Origin of the sequence: Streptomyces fuscichromogenes (assembly GCF_014645815.1) — a bacterium.
In the GTDB taxonomy this organism is placed as follows: Bacteria; Actinomycetota; Actinomycetes; order Streptomycetales; family Streptomycetaceae; genus Streptomyces; species Streptomyces fuscichromogenes.
Genome location: NZ_BMML01000007.1, coordinates 454,788 through 474,443 on the forward strand (window position 1 = coordinate 454,788; position 19,656 = coordinate 474,443).

Below are 19,656 nucleotides of genomic sequence, written 5' to 3' on the forward strand. Positions count from 1 at the left end.
CCTTCGCGGAGCGGGGTGCACACTCTCACGATTGCCCGCCCGGCCGCACCCCGCATCCCGGGAGGCGATTCGCCCCTTTAAGCTATGTCCCTTTTAAGCTGTATGGTGACCGTACATCCGTTCCGGGGAGGCCGTCACGATGGCCGAGCAGCTGTTCTACCAGAATGCGCCCGGGAGCCCCCGCTACCTGCCGATCGCCGAACACGGGCTGATCGGGGATCTGCGCAGCGTGGCCCTGGTCGGCAGCAACGGCACGATCGACTGGTACTGCAGCCCGTCCTTCGACGCCCCCAGCGTCTTCGCCGCCGTCCTGGACGCCGAGCGCGGCGGTTTCTTCGCGCTGGCCGCGACGGTACCGGCCCGGACCAAGCAGTTCTACTTCCCCGACACCAACGTGCTGATCACCCGCTTCTACACGGACGAGGGCGTCGGCGAGGTCCAGGACTTCATGCCGGTGACGGACGGCTCGGGCGAGTGCGAGCGGCACCGGCTGATCCGCCGGGTGCTCTGCGTGCGCGGCACCGTGCCCTTCCGGGTCCGGGTGGCCCCCCGTTTCAACTACGGCGCCGACCCGCACACCCTGCGCCTGCTCGGCGACACCGCCCTGTTCGAGTCCGCGGCCAAGTCGCTGCTGCTCACCTCCACGGTCGCCCTGGAGAGCGACGGCCCCGACGCCCGCGCCGACTTCAAGCTCGCCGAGGGCGAGTCCGCCGTCTTCGCCCTCGACCAGGCCGGCGAGGACATCGCCCCGCGCGGCTGCGCCCGCGCCGAGGCCCAGCGGCAGTTCGAGGCCACCGTCTGCTACTGGCGGCGCTGGCTGCACCAGTCCCGCTACCGGGGCCGCTGGCGTGAGATGGTGCACCGCTCGGCGCTCACCCTGAAACTGCTCACCTACGCCCCCACCGGCGCCATCGTCGCCGCGCCCACCACCAGCCTCCCCGAACAGTTCGGCGGCGAACGCAACTGGGACTACCGCTACGTCTGGATCCGCGACGCCGCCTTCGCCGTCTACGCCCTGCTGCGGCTCGGCTTCAGCAGCGAGGCCGCGGCCTTCATGAAGTTCGTGACCACCTACATCAGCCCCGGCGACGGCTTCGCCTCCGGCCCGCTCCAGATCATGTACGGCATCGACGGCCGCTGCGACCTGCCCGAACGTGAGCTGACCCACCTGGAGGGGCACTGCGGCTCCGCCCCGGTCCGGGTCGGCAACGACGCGGCCGGCCAGCTCCAGCTCGACATCTACGGCGCCCTCATCGACTCGATCTACCTCTACGACAAGTGGGCCGAGCCCATCTCCAGCGGCCAGTGGGACGACGTCACCCGCCTCGTCGGATGGGTCTGCGACCACTGGGACCAGCCCGACGAGGGCATCTGGGAGACCCGCGGCGGCCGCAAGAACTTCCTCTACTCGCGGCTGATGTGCTGGGTCGCCATCGAGCGGGCGATCCGCCTCGCCAACCGGCGCGGCCTGCCCGCCGACCTGCCCCGCTGGCGGCAGAGCCGCGACACCATCTACCGGTGGATCATGGACCGCGGCTGGTCCGAGCGGCGCGGCGCCTTCGTCCAGCACGAGGGCGGGGACGTCCTCGACGCCTCGCTGCTGATGATGCCCCTGGCCAAGTTCATCGCCCCGACCGACCCCAAGTGGCTGTCCACCCTGGACGCCCTCACCGAGGACCTGGTCTCCGACTCCCTCGTCTACCGCTACGACCCGCAGGCCAGCCCCGACGGGCTCCGCGGCGACGAGGGCACCTTCTCCATCTGCTCCTTCTGGTACGTGGAGGCCCTGGTGCGCGCCGGACGCGTCGACGAGGCCCGGCTCGCCTTCGAGAAGATGCTCACCTACGCCAACCATCTCGGCCTGTACGCCGAGGAAATCGGCCGCACCGGCGAGCAACAGGGCAACTTCCCGCAGGCGTTCACCCACCTCTCCCTCATCAGCGCCGCCTTCAACCTGGACCGCGCGCTGGGCTGAGGGTCACGGCAGCGGCTGCTCCGCCCAGATGACCTTCCCGGCGGGCGTGTAGCGGGTGCCCCAGCGCTCGGACAGCTGCGCGACCAGGAACAGGCCCCGGCCGCCCTCGTCGGTGCTCGCCGCGTACCGCAGATGCGGCGAGGTGGTGCTGGCGTCGGAGACCTCGCAGATCAGCGTCCGGTCGTGCAGCAGCCGTACCCCGATGGGCGCCCGGCCGTGCCGGATGGCGTTGGTGACCAGCTCGCTGAGGATCAGCTCGGTGGTGAACGACAGCTCGTCCAGGTCCCAGCGGGCGAGCTGCCGGGTCACCCGGGACCGCACCTCGGAGACGGCCGCGGGATCGGCCGGCACCTGCCACTGGGCGACCCGGTCCGCACCGAGTGCCCGGGTGCGGGCGACGATCAGCGCCACGTCGTCGCTGGGGCGGGCCGGCAGCCGCTCCAGTACCGCCGCGCAGGTCTCGTCGGGGGAGGCGCCGGCCGCCGACTCCAGGGCCCCGGCGAGCAGTTCGAGGCCCTCGTCGATGTCCCGCTGCCGGTCCTCGACCAGCCCGTCGGTGTAGAGGACCAGCCTGCTGCCCTCCGGAAGATCCAGCTCGGCCGTCTCGAAGGGCAGTCCGCCCACCCCCAGCGGCGGACCCGCCGGCACCTCCGGGAACTCCACGCCGCCGTCGGGCCTGGCCAGCGCCGGCGGCGGATGACCGGCCCGGGCCACCGTGCACCGCCGGGTCACCGGATCGTAGATCGCGTACAGGCAGGTCGCCCCGGTGATCGTGGCCATGGTGTCCGCGGGGGTCTCGTCCTGGTCGATCCGGCCCACCAACTCGTCCAGCAGACCGAGCAGTTCGTCGGGCTGCAGATCGAGCGCCGCGAAGTTGTGCACCGCGGTGCGCAGCCGCCCCATGGTCGCCGCCGCGTGCAGCCCGTGCCCCACCACGTCCCCGACCACCAGCGCCACCCGGGCCCCGGACAGCGGCAGCACGTCGAACCAGTCGCCGCCCACGCCCGACTGCGCCGGCAGGTAGCGGTAGGCGATGTCCAGGGCGCCCTGCGCGGGCAGGCTGCGCGGCAGCAGGCTGCGCTGGAGGGTCACCGCCATGCTGTGCTCGCGCGTGTAGCGGCGGGCGTTGTCGATGGAGACGGCCGCCCGCGCCACCAGCTCCTCCGCCAGGGCCAGTTCCTCGGCGTCGAACGGCGCGAGCTTCTCCGAACGGCAGAAGTTGGCCAGGCCCAGCACCAGGTTCCCGGCCCGCAACGGGACCGTGATCAGCGAGTGGATGCCGAAGTCCAGGATCCGCTGGGTGAGCTCCAGGTCCTGGGCACGCCAGCCCGGCGCCTCCCGCAGCCGCGGCTCGACCACGGACTCGCCGGTCTCCAGACTGCGGCCCTGCGGCGAGGACGGCACGAACTGGAACCGCTCGCCGACCGGGTACAGCGGGGCGTCCTTGCGGATGCCGGTGCACGCCACCCGGCGCAGCGCGTCCCCGGGCTTGGGCTCCTCGCCCTTGAGGACCGCGTCGTACAGGTCGATGGTGGCGAAGTCCGCGAACCGCGGCACGGCCAGCTCCGCCAGCTCCTCGGCGGTGCGGGTGACGTCCAGGCTGGTGCCGATGCCCACCCCGGCGTCGTACAGCATGTTCAGGCGCTCGCGGGTCACCTCGGCACGGCCGGAGAGGGCGCGCAGTTCGGTGGAGTCGCGCAGGGTGGTGACGCTGCCGGGAGGGCCGCCGCGCACCTCGATCGCGCGCTGGTTGACGGCCAGCAGCCGGTCCTTGACCAGGTGCACCTCGTCGGTGGCGATCCGTCCCGAGGCGATCAGCGCCGCCGTCTCCGGGTCCAGGCCGAGGTCCAGGACCCGGCGCCGCTCGGCGTCCTGGGGCAGGTCCAGCAGGCGCTGTGCCTCGTCGTTGGCGAGCATCAGCCGGCCGTCGCCGTCGACGATCAGCACGCCTTCGCGCACCGAGTGCAGCACCGCGTCGTGGTGCTCGTACATCCGGGTCATCTCGTCCGGGCCGAGCCCGTGCGTCTGGCGCAGCAGCCGCCGGCTGACCAGCGCGGTGCCCGCCGTCGCCAGGGCCAGCGCCGCGGCGGCCGCGGTCAGCAGCAGCGGCAGCTGCTGGTCGGCGCGGCCGCCCACGTGCGCGGTGGTGATGCCGGCCGACACCAGCCCCACCACCGCGCCGTCCGCGTCCCGGACCGGGACCACGGCCTGCACCAGCTCCCCGATGGTGCCCTGGACCTCCTCGGTGACCGTCCCGCCGGCCAGCGCGGGCCCGATGTTCCCGACGAACTTCTTGCCGATGCGGTCCGGCTTGGGGTGCGTGTACCGGATCCCGTCGGTGTTCATGACGACGATGAAGTCCACGCCGGTCGACTTGCGGGCCGCCTCCGCCCGAGGCTGGAGCACCGCCGTCGGGTCGGGCAGCCGCAGCGCCGCCGCCGTGCCCGGGGCGTCGGCGAAGGTCTGGGCGACCGCTAGGGACCGGTTGCGGGCCTCCATGGTGCTGTCGTGCCGTACCTGGAGCACCAGGGCCAGCACGGCCGACACGACCAGCAGCAGCACGATCACCACTTGCAGCACGAAGACCTGTCCGGCCACGCTGCGTCCGCTCACCGCCGACCCGAGCCATCCGGACCGGACCCGCCCCGGCCCGCTCGGACGCCGTGGGGCGAGCGGCGCGCGCGGAGTCCCGGATGGGGACGGCCGAGTGTCGGACCGGCCGGGCTGACGGACCATGAGCCCATGTCTACACTGCCCGGCGGCGTGAGGCGAGGGCGTCCCCCTTGGTAACCGGCCGGACACCCCGTTCTGTCCCGATCATCCGCGGCGCACGGGTCCCGGGCGGCGGGTGGCGAGCAGCAGGGCCACGTCGTCGGGGCGGTCGGTGGCGTGCCGGGCCATGGCGGTGAGCCGGTCGGCCACCCCGGTCAGGGTCCGGCCGCCGCCCCGCCCCGGCACCTCCCCGGCCTCGGCCAGGGCCGCCCCCAGCGCGGCGATGCCGTCGTCGATGTCGGCGCCCGGCCGCTCCACCAGCCCGTCCGTGTACAGGGCGAGGATCGCGTCCGGCGCCAGCTCCAGCTCGGTCACCGGATACCGGGCCCGAGGATCCACGCCCAGGACGACACCGCCGGGTATCTCCAGGACCCGGGTGCGGCCGTCCGGGGCGCGCAGCAGCGGCGGCGGATGACCGGCCCGGGCGATCCGGGTGCGCCCGGTGGCGGGGTCCAGGCGCAGATAGCAGCAGCTCGCGAACTGACCCGGGTCGAGGTCGATGAGCAGCCGGTTGGTGCCGCTCAGCACCTCGTCCGGCGGCCGGTCGCTGAGCGCGAACGCCCGCACCGCGCTGCGTAGTTGCCCCATGGTGGCGGCCGCCTGCACACCGTGTCCCTGGACGTCGCCGATGACCAGGGCGAGGCCGTCGCCGGACCCCACGACGTCGTACCAGTCACCGCCCACGTCCATGCCCTGGGTGCCCGGCAGGTACCGGCCCGCGGTCTCCACCTGGGGGTGCGCCGACAGCCGGCGCGGCAGCAGCGCCTGCTGCAGACCGCGGGCGAGGGCGGCCTCGCTGTCGTAGCGGCGGGCCTTCTCCATCGCGTGCGCGATCAGACCGGCGAGCGCGGTGAGGACCGTGCGCTCCTCGGTGCTGAAACGGCGCTCCACGTCGAAGCCGAGGATGCAGGTGCCGACCGGCCGCCCCGAGGCGATCAGCGGGAGGAAGGCGCGGGCGCCCACGGTCGCGTCCAGGGCGAGACCCGGGTAGGTGTCCGCGAGCCGCTGCATCGACTCGAAGAACAGCGGCCGGCCGGTGGTGAGGGCCTCCACCCCGGGGATGTGGGCGTCCAGACCGACACCGTCGAACGGCGCGAGGAAGCCCGGTGGGAAGCCGTTCTCCCAGGCCAGGTAGAGATGCCGGTCCTGGAGCAGGTAGATGGCGAGCCGGCCGCCGCCGAACGCCGGCAGCAGCTCCTGCGTCACCACCACCGACACCTGCCGGGCGGTGACCGCGTCGGTCAGCGCGATGGCCAGCGCGATCGGCCGGTACAGCGGGGCCATCGAGGCCCCGCCGGGCCGTCCGGACCCGGCCGCGGTGCCCGGCTCGGCCGCGCGGGGCAGGTGCACGGACGGTTCGATCAGGGCGGCCGGGACGACCGTGCAGGTGACCAGGTCCGGGCCCGGGTGCACGGACAGGGCGAGGAGCTCGCCCTCGGCGGGATCCCCGCGACGGACCTGGAAGCGCACCGGGCCGCGGGCCAGCAGCGCCCCCCGCCAGTGGTCGTCGTACGGCGGTCCGCTCAGCCACGGCATCGCGTCCCACACGGGCCGGCCGAGCAGCTCGGCGCGCGGCAGGCCGGTCAGCCGGACGGCGGCCGGGTTGGCGTAGCGGACGACCCCCGAGCGGTCCAGGCAGAAGACGCCCTGGGGGAGCAGATCGGCCGCCGCGTCGGCGGCCGCGGCCGGGCCCGGGTCGACGACGATCCCGGAGACCAGGGAGGGGTCGGTGGTGCCGGGCGGCGGCCACAGCTCCAGCAGGAGCGGGGCGCCGTCCGCGGCCCGCACCCGCAGCGGGGCGTACGGCGGCTTGCCGGCCGCGGTCTCGTGCAGCGCGGCCAGCACGTCGTCGGCGTCGTCGGGCGTCACCGCCGCGGCCAGCTCGGCGCCGGTACCGGGGAAGTCCTGCGGCGCCATGCCGAGCAGGGCGTGCAGCCGGTCGTCCGCGCGCACCGCCGACGTGGCCGGGTCCCAGGTGAAACGTCCCACCCGGGCCGCCCCGGGCCGGCTCGCCGGCGGCCGTACGCACACCGGTTCGCCCTCCCAGGCGACCGCCGCGTCGCCCTCCTCGGCCACCAGCTCGGACAGCCCGGCCCCCAGTGTCTCGGCCAGCCGCCCGAGCCGGTCCAGGTCGGGCAGCTCGTCCACGGTGTCCGGGGTCGCGGGCCGCAGCACCGTGAGCACCCCGAAGGACGGCTCCGCCCCGGGCACCGGCGTGTACACCGAGCCGAACTGGAACGGCAGGCCCGCCGCGAACTGCGGATAGCGGCGCACCATCTCGGCGGCGTCGGGCAGCACCACCCGCACCCCGAGCCGGTAGGCGTCCGCGACCGGGAACGGCCGGTCCACCTGAAGCCGCCACCAGGGCCGGAACAGCGGTCCTGGCAGCCCCACCAGCGTCGCCAGCCGCAGCAGTCCCGGGGTGCCGGAGCGCAGGTACACCCCGGCGACGTGACCGTCCGCCGCGCCCAGGGCGCCGGTCGAGGCCTCGACCAGCAGCGCGGTCAGCCGCTCACGCGCCCGGCCCATGGGCTCGCCGCTCCCTGTCATCGGGTCCTACCTCGTCCGCGCACCGCCGGGTGGGTGACACAGCAAGAATGCGTCACGACGGCCCGAAAACGCACCTCCGCGACCCACGCCGGCCGGCTCAGCCCGCGTCCACCGGCCGCAGCACCAGGTGACCGCCCTCCCGGCCGGCCGCCATGGCGAACGGGAAGGTGTCCGTCTCCAGGCACAGCGGCACGTCCTCGGGGTGGACGCCCTCCCAGCCGAGCCGCAGGCCCTCGGCGAGCCGCGCGGCCCCACCGGAGTTCCGGGCCCGCTCCACGAACGGGCCGGGGGCGACCGGGCCGTCGCTCACCAGCCCGGCGATGTACTCGGCGCAGGCCAGGTCCTCCTCGGCCCGTCCGCCGTCCCCGGTGACCACGAAGGTGACCGCCGAAGGCCGCTCGCGGCGCAGTACGGCGGCGGTGGCCCCGGCGACCACGAAGCTCGCGCACAGCAGCAGCCGGGCCCCCGCGACCGCCAGCGCCCCGGTCGTCCCGGCGGTGGTCTTCTGCACGACCGTGCGGCCCGCGACGTCCAGCGAGCGCAACTGGGCCGGTGAGTTGGCCAGGTCGAAGCCGGGCACCACCGGTCCGTCCTGGAAGGCCAGCCAGCCGGGGTGACGGGCCTTCAGCTCCAGTGCCTCGTCGAGGGTCTCGGCGAAGACGATCCGCTCGGCGCCCCGCGAGAACGCCCAGGCCGCCACGGTGAACGCGCGCATCACGTCGACCACCACGGCGACTTCGGGCGTGGCACCGGGATTCGAGGAGAGACCGGGGACACCGGTGTACGTGCAGCGCATCACCCCATCATGCCCGCCGGATCAGAGTTCGGGGTCCTCCGCCGGCAGGGCCGCGCGCATCGAGCGCAGGGCCAGCAGCAGTACACCGATGTCGTCCAGGTAGATCGGGTCGGGCAACAGGTCGGTGGGCAGCACCAGATACAGCACGGCACCCCAGAACACCCAGCGCGAGCCGGTCGGCAGCCCGGCCCGGCGCAGGGCGCTCCGGGTGCGGACCAGCCGTACGAGTACGGCGACGGCGCCGGCCAGCAGGGCCGCGGCGACGATCGCGCAGATCACGAGCACGGTCGTGGTGGTGTCCATGGCTGTCCCGTCCTTCGGCCCCGATCCGGCGCGGGGTCTCTCACTGGTCCGTCTTCCCGGTTTCGTCCTCGGACATGACGGCCGGCCCGGAACTCTCCTTCGGGGCCCGCAGCCCCTTGAAGGCGCGGGTCAACTGCTGGAAGGGGGAGGCGGGTTGCGGCGCAGGCGCGGCCGGAGCGGGGGTGTCGCGGAGGGCGGCGAGCGCCTCGCCGGCCCGCTCGGCGGCCTCCCGGTACAGGTCGCGGGACCTGGTCATGGCCTCCAGCGCCTCGGCGTACTGCGCCACGCGCCCCCGCTCACGGGCCAGTTCCTCCTCCAGCGTCATCAGCGTCCAGTTGTCGCGCAGATCGGCCAGCGCCTCCTCGGCGCCCTGCGGCGCGGGCTTCGGCAGCGCGACGCACCGGCGCACGGCGGCGAACAGCTCGGTCGGCTCCGAACCGTCCAGGAAGACACTGCGCACCGCGTACTCCTGCGCGGCGTAGTCCGACGGCGCCGGGTCCGGGGGCAGCAGTACGGCGCCACCGCGCGGTACCTCGACGCCGAGGTCCCGCAGCGCCCAGTTGACCGCACGGAACTGCTGAGGCGCGGCCCGGTGTTCCACGACGCGGTGCGCGAGACCGGGCGGGAGCTGCCGGACCAGCGGCAGCCGGCCGAGCGCGTCCGGCGTCATCGCCTCGTGCACGACGAGGTTGACGCACCAGGCGTCCTTCGCCGCGTCCCGCAGCACCCGGCGCATGTCCTTGTCGTCGGCGGGCAGCGGGTTGACGGTGCGCAGCCGCACGCCCGCCACCGCCGGGAGGTAGTCCCAGGCCGCCTCGCCGCCGTCACCGGCCTCCTCGCCGTCGGGCCAGAACATCGCCGCGGGGGAGGGCCAGGCCTCGTCCCAGGGCCGGTCGGCCTCGGCGACGAGCTGCCACTCGCGTCCCGCCTGATGGCCGCGCGGGTCGAGGAGGGTCAGTCGGGCGCGCACCGTCACGGCGTCGTCGTCGACGCGCCAGCGGGCTTCGAAGAGCCGCCGGGCGGAGTCCACGGGGATCGGGGGTTCGGCGAAGTCGTCGAGGGCTCCGGTCTCCTTGCGGCGGCGCAGGATCCTGCGGATCACCTCTTCGGAGTCCGGGCCCGTGTGGCGGCCGCGGGCGGGCCAGACGGTCGGCGGAAGGACGGCACGGTCGGTGGCGGAGTTCGACATGGGCCAATCTGCTGGTGGGAGCGGGCTGAGTCTTCCAGTATCGCCGCCCGGGAGCGGGTCCTGAAGGGCGGGGGCCGCCCGCGCACGGGGTGTGCGCCCCGCACCCGGGGCGCAGACCGTGTGCCTCGTACGACTCCGGTTCACCCGTGCCCCTCAACAGGCACGCCACGCACAATGGGGGCGGCGGACGGGGCCCGCCCGCCCATCCGCTCAGGGGCGGGCCCCGTCCGCCGGGCACACCGGGCGTGTGCGAGAGGGGCCGCCCGCAGTCCGGCCGGCCCCCTTCGGTCCCTGCGGCTCAGCGCCTCAGGCGCCGCTCTCCCGGAGCATGTCCTCGCGCTCGACGAGCTTGACGCGCTCGCGGCCCTGCGGCTCGCCCAGCGCCTTCTCGGCGGCGTCCAGCCGGTACCAGCCCTCCCAGGTGGTGAAGCGGACGTTCCGTTCGGCGAGGAAGGCCTCCACGGCCTCCGGCGCGGGCGCCTCGGGGGCGTGCAGCCGGCCGTTGGTGTAGTCGTCCAGCAGGTTGGACACGGTCTCGTTGGCGTCGCCCTTGGTGTGGCCGATCAGACCGACCGGGCCGCGGCGGATCCAGCCGGTGACGTAGGTCGACCGGAGGTGGTTGCCGCTCTCCTCGATGACCCGGCCGCCCTCGTCCGGGACCGTGCCCGACTCGATGTCCCAGGGCAGCTTGGGCAGCTTGTCGGAGAGGTAGCCGACCGCGCGGTAGACCGCGGTGACGTCCCAGTCCTTGAACTCGCCGGTGCCCTTGACGTTGCCGGTGCCGTCCAGCGTGGTGCGCTCGGTGCGCAGGCCGGTGACGGTGCCGTCCGCGCCGAGGATCTCGGTCGGCGACTCGAAGAAGTGCAGGAAGAGCTTGTGCGGGCGGTCGCCGGTGTCGCGGATCGCCCAGTTCTCCAGGGTCTTGGCGACCATGTCGGCCTGCTTGTTGCCGCGCCGGGTCTCGATCGAACCCTTGTCGTAGTCGATGTCCTCGGGGTCGACGATGACCTCGATGTTGGGGGAGTGGTCGAGCTCCCGCAGCTCCATCGGGGAGAACTTCGCCTGCGCCGGGCCGCGTCGCCCGAAGACGTGCACCTCAAGGGCCTTGTTGGCCTTGAGGCCGTCGTGGACGTTCGGCGGGATCTCCGTCGGCAGCAGCTCGTCGGCGGTCTTGGCGAGGATGCGGGCCACGTCCAGGGCCACGTTGCCGACCCCGAGGACCGCGACCTTCTCGGCCTCCAGCGGCCAGGTGCGGGGCACGTCCGGGTGGCCGTCGTACCAGGAGACGAAGTCCGCGGCGCCGTAGGAGCCGTCCAGCTCGATGCCGGGTATCCGCAGCTCGCGGTCGGCGGTCGCGCCGGTCGAGAAGATCACCGCGTCGTAGAAGGACCGCAGGTCGTCGAGGCTGATGTCGGCGGGGTAGTCCACGTTGCCGAAGAGGCGGATCTGCGGCTTGTCGAGCACCTGGTGCAGGGCCGTGATGATGCCCTTGATGCGCGGGTGGTCGGGGGCGACGCCGTACCGGATCAGGCCGAACGGGGCGGGCATCCGCTCGAAGAGGTCGATGGACACGCCGGGCTCGGCGGCCACCGCGGACTTGAGCAGGGCGTCGGCGGCGTAGATCCCGGCGGGGCCGGCTCCGACGATGGCTACCCGCAGGGGGCGCGGCATGATCAGGTTCCCTTCGAGTGAGGACAAGCGATCTCGAACGGGAAGCCTAAACTAAGGCAGTCCTAAGTAGGTACGCGGGTCCACTCTATGACCTCATAAGGCGATCTTATGAGGTGTGTCGGGTCCTGCTTATGACTCCCGGGGCGCCATGGCGGCCGTGCCGTGCTTGGCGTACGCCATGTACATGCACCAACCTGTCCTCTGCGGCGCACCGAGGCGCGGTGGCCCGAGGGCGAGGGGTGGGAGCGTGGACGCACGCGCGGAGACGACCGTGGCCGTGACCGGCGGCAGCGGTTTCGTCGGCAGCCATCTGGTACGGCGGCTGCTGGAGCGGGGGTACCGGGTCCGGGCGACCGTCCGCCGCGCCTCCGACGCCACGAAGGCACGGCCGCTGTGGGAGCTCCAGGAGGCCTTCCCCGGGCGGCTCACCCTGTTCGAGGCGGATCTGCTCAGGGACGGCTCCTTCGACGAGGCCTTCCGCGGCTGCGCGACCGTCTTCCACGTGGCCTCGCCGTTCCTGATGCCCGAGCAGATCAAGGACGGCCGACGGGACGTGGTGGACCCCGCGTTGCTCGGCACCCGCAACGTCCTCGGCAGCGTGGAACGCACCCCGGAGGTGACGACCCTGGTCTTCACCTCCACCGTGGGCGCGATCTTCGGCGACTACGCCGACGTCCGCGAGATGGTCGGCGAGGTGCTGACGGAGAAGTACTTCAACACCACCAGCACGGTTGCCGACAACCCCTACCACTACGCCAAGACGGTCGCCGAGCGGGCCGCCTGGGACGCCGAGGCCGTCCAGGACCGCTGGCGGATGGTCGCCCTCAACCCCGGCCTGATCCTCGGCCCCGCCCTCACCGCCGCCTCCGAGTCCGGCAGTCTGTTCCTGCTCGACGAACTGTTCAAGGGGTACTTCTGCTACGGCGCCCCGGACTTCAGCTTCACCACCGCGGACGTCCGCGACGTGGCCGACGCGCACATAGCGGCGGCGGAGAACCCGGCGGCCCGCGGCCGGTACATCGTGGCCAACGAGACGATGACGTCCTTCCACGAGATGTCCCGGATCATCCGCACCCGCCACCCCTGGGACCCGCGCCTGCCGCGCACCGCGCTCCCGCACGGGCCGGTACGGGTCCTCGGCCCGCTCTTCGGCCTCACCCAGGACTACATACGCAAGCACCTGGGCATCCGCTTCCGCGTCGACAACGGCCGCAGCGTCCGTGAACTGGGCCTCGTCTACCGGCCCGTCGAGGAGACCCTCCTGGACCACCACGAGAGCTGGCGCACGCGGCGGCGGAGGGCCTGACCTCGGGACCCGGCCCGGCCCGGGTCAGGCCGGGCGGATCACCCGGTGGATCGCGGACTCCCCGGCGTTGTAGATCGACTCCTCGCGGATGAGCGCCCCGGGGCTCGGCGCGTGCACCATGGCGCCGCCGCCCGCGTAGATCCCGACGTGGCTGTCGTCGTCGAAGAAGAAGACCAGGTCACCCGGTTCGACGGCGGCCAGCGTCAGCGGGGTGCCGGCCAGCGTCTGCTCCGCCGCGCTGCGCGGCAGCGTGACACCGGCGGCGCGCCAGGCGGCCTGGGTCAGGCTGGAGCAGTCGTACGCCCCCGGCCCGGCCGCCCCCCAGACGCACGGCCGGCCGATCTGCTCCCGCGCGAACGCCAGCGCCTTCATGGCCTTGCCCGGCTCGGGCGTGAGGCCCGGCTGGGCATAGCCGCCGGGGTCGGCGAAGGCACCGGGTGCGGGCGCGGCCGCGGTCGGGACCGGGGCGGTGACCTGCATGGGTGCGGTCGGCAGCGGGGCCGTCATGACCGGGGCGGCGGTGGGCATCGCCATGGCGGGCGCGGCCGCCGTCATCGCCTCGGGCGGCGCCACCATGGCCATCGGCGCCGCCGCGGCCATCGCCGGCATGGGAGGCGTCGGCATGGGGGCGGCCATGGGGGGCGCCATGGGAGTAGGCATGGGTGCCGTCATCTGGGCGGGCATCGCGGCCGGGGGCGCTGCCATCGCCATGGGCATCGCGGCGGTGTAGGCGTACGCGGCGTCGGCGGGCTGCGCGGCTCCGGCGTAGGCGCCGACCATGTCGGGGACGGGCGCGGCGGCGAAGGGGTCGGCCGGCGGCATGGTGGCGATGGGGGCGGCGGGGGCCGCCGGGGGGTACATGTACGCGCCGGTGGCGTAGGCGGTGTCGGCGGCGGCCTGGGGCACCTCGGCGTAGGCGGCGGCCGCGTTCGGCGACATGACCCGGAAGCCGCCCATGTCCATCGGGGCCGGAGCCGGGGCCGGAGCGGCGGGTGCCGCGGTCGGGAAGACGCTCGTGCCCATGGGGTCAGCGGTCGGGAACGCTCCCGCGTCGGCCGGGGTCGGCATCGGGAACGACCCCGTGGCACCCGGGGTCATGATGCGGAAGGAACCGCTGTCCCCTACGGCCGGGGTCGGTGCGGGGGCCATGTCCATGGGAGGCACGCCTGGGAAGGTTCCGGTGGCTGTGTTGCCCGGGGTCATGACGCGGAAGCCGTTCGTGTCCGCGGGAGGCGGGGTCGGTGCGGGGGCCATGTCCATGGGGGACACGGCCGGGAAGGTTCCGGTGGCCGCGCTGCCTGGCGTCATGACGCGGTAGCCGGTGGTGTCGGCCGGCGCCGGGGCCATGTCCATGGGGGGCATGCCCGGGAAGGTTCCGGTGGCCGCGCTGCCCGGGGTCATGACGCGGAAGCCGTTCGTGTCCGCGGGAGGCGGGGTCGGTGCGGGGGCCATCTCCATGGGAGGCACGCCCGGGAAGGTTCCGGTGGCCGCGCTGCCTGGCGTCATGACGCGGAAGCCGGTGGTGTCCGCCGGGGGCAGGGCCCGGGAGGCTCCGGTACCGCCCGGCGTCATGATGCGGAACGTCCCGGTGTCGGACGGGGACACGATCGGGATGCCGCCCGTCTCGGTCACCGCGGGGATCGCGCGGGTGGCGGCGAGGGCATCGGTCCGGAAGGAGCCGCTGTCGGTCCGCTGGTTCGGTATGCCGACGGCGGGCGCCGCCCAGGGCTGCGCCGCGGTCTGGGCCTCAGGCGTGGGCCACGGGTTCTGCGCGGTCGGCACGGGCTGGGCGGCGGCCGGAGCCGCTTCCAGCGCGGCCACCGCGCGCTGATCCTGCCTCGGCTGCGGCAGCTCGCGGACGACTTCGAAGTCGGTCTGCGCGGACGGACCCGCGGTCAGTTCCAGCCGGGCCGGGCCGGAGTTCTCCAGCTGGCCGATCAGGTCGGCGGCCATGGCGCTGACGGGCCGCCGCGGGCCGGGCCGGGCGGGCTGCCGGTCGGACGGGAGTGCGGCCGGGACGCTCGGTCCCAGCTTCGAGCGGGCGCCGTCGAACCACTCCCGGGCGATGTTGTCGAGGCCCGGGTCGTCGCGACGAGGCCGCTTGAACAGCGGTACACCGCGTGAGCGCGAACCCCCGCTCATCGCGCGCGTGGCGTTGTAGTTCCCGGTGGCGTTCTCGGCCTGGTCGTAGAGGCTGTTGATCCGCTGTCGAACCTCGTCACGGCTCTCGGGCGCCATTGAGGGGTCGTGCTCCTTCCGTACTCCGCCTACCGAGTTAGCTGTCGGGTTCGGGCGGTGAAGTCCGGAAGGCATGCCCTACGGCCGTCGTCCGCACGGACGCTCGGCCGATTCACCCCAGTGGTTCGGTTGGGTCCCCGGCTCCGGATTCGCCTCTGGACGGCGCCGGATTCGGCGGAGGCCGTGCGGCCCGGCGGGATTCGCCGGGGGGAGCCGAACGGCTTGTCCGTCAACTTAGCCAACTTGTGTCACTCGTGTGAAGGTTGAAGGGCGTAATGTCCGATACGTATTTGTGATGTTCGTCTTAGCGTTCGGAACTCGACCGTACGGGACGGCATTTGGCGTCCATCCATTGCTTTCGCAGGGTCACCGGGGCGTTGCCGTCGGTCGCGTCGGCCCGTTCCGGGACTCCCGCTTTCTGTGAGGTCACCGTGAATTCGCGGGTCTGTTGAACACGATGGCGCCGGGGTCCGTATAAGGCCGGGGATTTCCATGTCCGGCCGACCACGAGACCCAGGGGAACGACCTTGAGACCCAACAGGCGCAGACGCCCGACCGGCGCACAGCGCGCGACCTTCGCGGCGGTCGCCCTGATGCTCGGTGGCGGAGGACTGGTCGCGGTGAACGTCTACGCCTCGGCCACCGAGGGCGGGGACCAGCAGGGCCAGGTCGCCACCGGTCAGGTGCTGTCCGCCCCCACGATCTACTGTCCCGACGTCGGCAGCAGGCTGACGGCGGTGCCCGACGGGGCGAAGGCCGACGTCGACCGTGAACTCGCCCAGCTGGACCAGCAGGTCGTGGCCGCCTACCAGCAGCTCAGCCAGTCCGCCACGGCGATCGAACAGAACCCCGGCCTCGCCGACGACACGATCATGAACCCGCTGAAGGAGAAGCGGTCCGCGTCGCTCCAGCGCATCGCCGACGCCATCGGCCGCGAGGGCGACCGCCCGCAGGGCCTGGACGACCTGGCCGCCTGCACCCTGCGCTCCTCGAACCAGGGCGCCGGGCAGTCGGCGGACCCCCAGGGCAGTGCCACGCCGAGCCAGAGCGGTCAGGCGAGCGCCGCGCCGAGCCAGGGCACTGGCACCGGCACCGGCACCGGCGCCGGCGGTCAGGGCGGCAACGGCCCGGTCGCCGCCGACTACGCGGACATCACCTCCGTCCAGCCCAACGTCACCACCCCGGCCGAGCGGTCCGGCGGCTCCACCGGCACCTTCAGCTCCAGCTGCGGCGTCAACGCGAACGGTCTGTTCAACTCGGACAACGTGATCGTCGCGCCCGGTGTCTCCAACGGCGCCCACCACTTCCACGACTACATCGGCAACCAGTCCAACAACGCCTTCGCCAGCGACCAGGACCTCGCGAACGCGGACACCAGCTGCGCGGACAAGGGCGACAGGTCCACGTACTACTGGCCCGTGCTGCGGCTGCAGAACGGCAAGCAGGAGCGGGACGCCGGCAAGCCGGGCGGCGGCACCGAGGGCAACGCCGGGCAGATCGTCACGGCCAAGCAGGTCACGCTGACCTTCGAGGGCAACCCGACCTCCAAGGTCACCGAGATGCCGAGGCTGCTGCGCATCATCACCGGCGACGCCAAGGCCTTCGTCAACGGGCCGGCCAACGCCAACGCCTCCTGGAGCTGCACCGGGTTCGAGAACCGGCAGCTCAAGGACAAGTACCCGCTCTGCCCGGCGGGCAGTGACGTGGTGCGCACGTTCAGGTTCCAGAGCTGCTGGGACGGCCGGAACATCGACAGCGCCAACCACCGCACCCATGTGGCGTTCGAGGCTCCCGACGGCAGCTGCCCGGCCGGATTCCAGGCCATCCCGCAGCTGGTGCAGCGCATCGTCTACGCCGTGGACGCGCCGAGCCTCCAGGACGGCGGCCGTACGGTCCCGCTGTTCGCGGTGGACTCGTTCCCCGAGCAGCTGCACAAGCCGGTCACCGACCACGGTGACTTCATCAACGTCTTCGACGAGAGCCTGATGCGGAAGATGGTCGACTGCATCAACTCGGGCCGCACCTGCGGGGCGGGGGCCGACGAACAGCCGCCGTCCGAGAGCACCCAGCCGTCCGAGCCGAGCGAGACCGCGAGCCCGGTCGCCCCGCCGGCCCAGACGCAGAGCGCCGAGCCGTCCGAGCCGGCGACCGGGCAGCCGTCGTCCGAGCCTCCGGCCGGCACCCCCGCCACCGCCTCCAGCGGCACCGAGCTGCCGAGGGTCGACGCGAGCGCGTCGCCGAAGAAGTCCTCGACCACGAAGTCCTCGACCACGAAGTCGTCGGGCGGCGGTGTCATCAGCGAGCCCACGCAGCGGCCCGACACCGAGACGCCGGCCGACACCGCCGTCGCCGCCACGCCGGCCGACACCGCCGTGGCCGCCCCGGCCGGTCAGGAGACCCCGGCCACCGGCTCCGGCACGCAACCCCAGACCGAGCCCCAGGCGGTCCAGGGCGATCTCGCCGAGACCGGCGTGCACCTGTGGCCCGCGCTCTTCGGCGGACTGCTGCTGGCCTCCGGGGCCGTACTGCTCTGGCGCGCCCGGCGGAACGCGGTCTGACCCTTCTCGCGCGCCGCGCGCGACGCGTCCAGGGCGGGCCCGGCCGGCTCGGCCTCCGGCTCGCTCACGACTGCCACCTGCCCTGCCCTGCCAGGCCGTGCCCCAAGCGCGACGACACGTCCCACCGCGCCTGCCGCGACCTACCCGCAGCGTGAGTCGTCGCCCCATGTTGACCGTCCGTCATATTACTGAACCGTAACCTGACGGCCGCTACCGCCGGTAATCCGGTGCTCGTTACCGTCGGGTAGACCGCACCTGCCCCGTCGGCCGCTCCGGGGACACCCCACCGCACCTCCCACGTCCAGCACGTCCAGGAGGTTCCCCATGCCTGTCCGCGTTCGCCTGCTGGCCACCGCCGTCGCCGCTGCCGCCTGCCTCTGCCTTCAGACCTTGCAGGCCACGGCCTCCCAGGCGGAGGTCTCCCGGGGTGTCACCATCCCGGCCTTCTACGACCCGCCGGCCACCCTGCCCACGGCCGACGGCGCCCTCGTCCGCACCGAACCCCTTCCGCTGGCCCTCAGCCTGCCGAGCCTGCCCGGCCCGCTGCCGGGCAGCGCCACCCGGCTGATGTACAAGTCCACCGACTCGGCGGGCGACCCCGTCGCCGTCACCGGCGCCTACATCGAGCCCACCGCGCCCTGGCTCGGCCCCGGCGCCCGCCCGCTGGTCGCGCTGGCCCCCGGCACCATGGGACAGGGTGACCAGTGCGCCGCCTCGATGGGCCTGGAGTATCCGCTGGTCCTCAACGGCCAGACGGTGTCCGTGGGTTACGAGGACCTGTCGATCTACCGGCTGCTCGCCGAGGGCGTCGCGGTCGTCGTCACCGACTACGTCGGGCTCGGTGCCACGGACCGGCTGCACACCTACGTCAACCGGCTCGACGGCGCCCACGCCGTGCTGGACGCCGTACGCGCCGCCCGGAGCCTGCCCGGCGCCTCGGTCACCGCGGCCTCGCGGGTGGGCCTGTTCGGCTACAGCCAGGGCGGCGGCGCGACCGCCGCGGCCGCCGAGCTGCAGCCCGCCTACGCCCCGGACATCACCCTCTCCGGCAGCTATGCGGGAGCGCCGCCCGCCGACCTCACCGCGGTGACCGCGGCGATCGACGGCAGCGACCTTGCCGGTGCCCTCGGCTGGGCGGTGAACGGGTTCGTCCAGTCCGATCCGGCGCTCAAGCCGATCGTCGACGCCCATCTCGGCGCGGCGGGCCGGGCCGCCCTCGCCGACCTGTCGACGATGTGCGTCGGCGACGCGCTGCTCGCCTACGGCTCCGTCCACAGCACCGCCTGGACCACCGACGGCAGCTCCATCTCCGAGATCGTCGGCGAGGAGCCCGCCCTCCGGGCCTTCCTGGACGATCAGCGCATCGGCAGGACCGCGCCGGCGAGTCCGGTCCGGGTGGCCACCGGCGTCAGCGACGATCTCGTCCCGCACGCGCAGGCCCGCACGCTCGCCGTGAACTGGTGCGACAAGGGCGCGAACATCACCTACGTGCCGGTCCTCCTGCCGGACGCGGGCCGCGCCCTGCTGAACCACCTCGAACCCCTGCTCACCGACCAGGGCGACGCGGTCGCCTGGCTCACCGCCCGGCTCTCCGGTGTGCCGGCCGTCTCCAACTGCTGGAGCATGCCCGTACAGCCCTGAGGGCGGCCCGCCGCCGCTTGCCGTCGGCGGGCCCCGCACGGCAGGGTGCCGGTGTGCCCACCTTGCTGATCGTCCATCACACCCCCTCACCGCACTGCCAGGCCATGTTCGAGGCCGTGGTCTCCGGGGCGACGGCCCCGGAGATCGAGGGCGTGCGGGTCGTGCGGCGGGCGGCACTGTCGGCCACCGCGGCCGACGTGCTCGAAGCCGACGGGTACCTGCTCGGCACCCCGGCCAACCTCGGCTATCTCTCCGGCGCCCTCAAGCACTTCTTCGACCAGATCTACTACCCGTGCCTGGACGAGACGCGCGGCCGTCCCTTCGGCGCCTACGTGCACGGCGGCAACGACGTCACGGGCGCCCTGCGCGCCCTCGACTCCATCACCACCGGCCTCGGCTGGCGCCGCGCGGCCGAACCGGTCACGGTGACCGGCGAGCCCGGCAAGGCCGACATCGAGGCATGCTGGGAGCTGGGCGCGACGATCGCCGCCGGCCTCACGCCCGACACCTGAACACCCACCACCGACGGATCCCCCCCCACGGCTCCCGACAACCGACGCGCCCCCGCGTGCGTGCCGGGCCTCGGCCGGTTCGCCTCTCTGTCTCACCCGGGCGGGCGAAGGTGCGGGTGCCGGATGCAGGGCACACGATGGGAGC

Annotated in this window: 12 protein-coding genes and 1 riboswitch; of the genes, 5 read left to right on the plus strand and 7 right to left on the minus strand. The window is 73.5% G+C overall.

Going from position 1 to position 19,656, the window contains the following annotated elements; genetic code table 11:
* Positions 1-139: 139 nt before the first annotated feature.
* Positions 140-1,975, plus strand: a complete 1,836-nt coding sequence (locus IEZ11_RS18410; RefSeq protein WP_189263857.1) for a glycoside hydrolase family 15 protein — start codon at positions 140-142, stop codon at positions 1,973-1,975.
* 3 nt (positions 1,976-1,978) lie between these two features.
* On the opposite strand, the gene IEZ11_RS18415 is transcribed toward IEZ11_RS18410, so the two are convergent.
* From IEZ11_RS18415 to IEZ11_RS18440, 6 genes are all read right to left on the minus strand, one after another.
* Positions 1,979-4,711: a SpoIIE family protein phosphatase gene (locus IEZ11_RS18415; protein WP_189263858.1), complete on the minus strand. Its 2,733-nt coding sequence runs from the start codon at positions 4,709-4,711 to the stop codon at positions 1,979-1,981.
* An 81-nt stretch (positions 4,712-4,792) separates the two neighbouring features.
* Positions 4,793-7,297, minus strand: a complete 2,505-nt coding sequence (locus tag IEZ11_RS18420; RefSeq protein WP_189263859.1) for a SpoIIE family protein phosphatase — start codon at positions 7,295-7,297, stop codon at positions 4,793-4,795.
* Positions 7,298-7,394: 97 nt separating this feature from the next.
* On the minus strand, positions 7,395-8,093 hold the full coding sequence (locus IEZ11_RS18425; RefSeq protein ID WP_189263860.1) for a 2-phosphosulfolactate phosphatase: 699 nt from the start codon (positions 8,091-8,093) through the stop codon (positions 7,395-7,397).
* A gap of 21 nt (positions 8,094-8,114) precedes the next feature.
* A complete protein-coding gene (locus tag IEZ11_RS18430; protein WP_189263861.1) occupies positions 8,115-8,396 on the minus strand; it encodes a YkvA family protein in 282 nt (93 codons plus the stop codon).
* 40 nt (positions 8,397-8,436) lie between these two features.
* On the minus strand, positions 8,437-9,585 hold the full coding sequence (locus IEZ11_RS18435; protein WP_189263862.1) for a hypothetical protein: 1,149 nt from the start codon (positions 9,583-9,585) through the stop codon (positions 8,437-8,439).
* Between the two features lie 306 nt (positions 9,586-9,891).
* Positions 9,892-11,256, minus strand: a complete 1,365-nt coding sequence (locus IEZ11_RS18440) for an FAD-dependent oxidoreductase (RefSeq protein WP_189263863.1) — start codon at positions 11,254-11,256, stop codon at positions 9,892-9,894.
* Between the two features lie 247 nt (positions 11,257-11,503).
* Here IEZ11_RS18440 and IEZ11_RS18445 point away from each other — a divergent pair, with 247 nt between their 5' ends.
* Entirely contained in the window at positions 11,504-12,562 is a 1,059-nt protein-coding gene (locus tag IEZ11_RS18445; RefSeq protein WP_229713125.1) for an NAD-dependent epimerase/dehydratase family protein, read from the plus strand.
* Between the two features lie 24 nt (positions 12,563-12,586).
* Here the strand turns inward: IEZ11_RS18445 and IEZ11_RS52450 are convergent, their stop codons facing one another.
* Positions 12,587-14,800, minus strand: a complete 2,214-nt coding sequence (locus IEZ11_RS52450; protein ID WP_373294930.1) for a C40 family peptidase — start codon at positions 14,798-14,800, stop codon at positions 12,587-12,589.
* Between the two features lie 10 nt (positions 14,801-14,810).
* A riboswitch (cyclic di-AMP (ydaO/yuaA leader) is annotated at positions 14,811-14,987 on the minus strand.
* 406 nt (positions 14,988-15,393) lie between these two features.
* Here IEZ11_RS52450 and IEZ11_RS18455 point away from each other — a divergent pair.
* The 3 genes from IEZ11_RS18455 to IEZ11_RS18465 all read left to right on the plus strand — a co-directional run bounded on the left by IEZ11_RS18455 (position 15,394) and on the right by IEZ11_RS18465 (position 19,511).
* Entirely contained in the window at positions 15,394-17,358 is a 1,965-nt protein-coding gene (locus IEZ11_RS18455; protein WP_189263934.1) for a DUF1996 domain-containing protein, read from the plus strand.
* Between the two features lie 324 nt (positions 17,359-17,682).
* Complete coding sequence (locus tag IEZ11_RS18460; protein ID WP_189263865.1) at positions 17,683-18,999, plus strand: lipase family protein; 1,317 nt, start codon at positions 17,683-17,685, stop codon at positions 18,997-18,999.
* Positions 19,000-19,052: 53 nt separating this feature from the next.
* On the plus strand, positions 19,053-19,511 hold the full coding sequence (locus IEZ11_RS18465) for a flavodoxin family protein (RefSeq protein ID WP_189263866.1): 459 nt from the start codon (positions 19,053-19,055) through the stop codon (positions 19,509-19,511).
* The last annotated feature ends 145 nt before the right edge of the window (positions 19,512-19,656 follow it).

Excerpts from the sequence above, each read along its gene's own strand:
- IEZ11_RS18410 (WP_189263857.1), top strand. The coding sequence starts at position 140 with ATGGCCGAGCAGCTGTTCTACCAGAATGCGCCCGGGAGCCCCCGCTAC.
- IEZ11_RS18415 (WP_189263858.1), bottom strand. The coding sequence starts at position 4,711 with ATGGTCCGTCAGCCCGGCCGGTCCGACACTCGGCCGTCCCCATCCGGG.
- IEZ11_RS18420 (WP_189263859.1), bottom strand. The coding sequence starts at position 7,297 with ATGACAGGGAGCGGCGAGCCCATGGGCCGGGCGCGTGAGCGGCTGACC.
- IEZ11_RS18425 (WP_189263860.1), bottom strand. The coding sequence starts at position 8,093 with ATGCGCTGCACGTACACCGGTGTCCCCGGTCTCTCCTCGAATCCCGGT.
- IEZ11_RS18430 (WP_189263861.1), bottom strand. The coding sequence starts at position 8,396 with ATGGACACCACCACGACCGTGCTCGTGATCTGCGCGATCGTCGCCGCG.
- IEZ11_RS18435 (WP_189263862.1), bottom strand. The coding sequence starts at position 9,585 with ATGTCGAACTCCGCCACCGACCGTGCCGTCCTTCCGCCGACCGTCTGG.
- IEZ11_RS18440 (WP_189263863.1), bottom strand. The coding sequence starts at position 11,256 with ATGCCGCGCCCCCTGCGGGTAGCCATCGTCGGAGCCGGCCCCGCCGGG.
- IEZ11_RS52450 (WP_373294930.1), bottom strand. The coding sequence starts at position 14,800 with ATGGCGCCCGAGAGCCGTGACGAGGTTCGACAGCGGATCAACAGCCTC.
- IEZ11_RS18455 (WP_189263934.1), top strand. The coding sequence starts at position 15,394 with ATGCTCGGTGGCGGAGGACTGGTCGCGGTGAACGTCTACGCCTCGGCC.
- IEZ11_RS18460 (WP_189263865.1), top strand. The coding sequence starts at position 17,683 with ATGCCTGTCCGCGTTCGCCTGCTGGCCACCGCCGTCGCCGCTGCCGCC.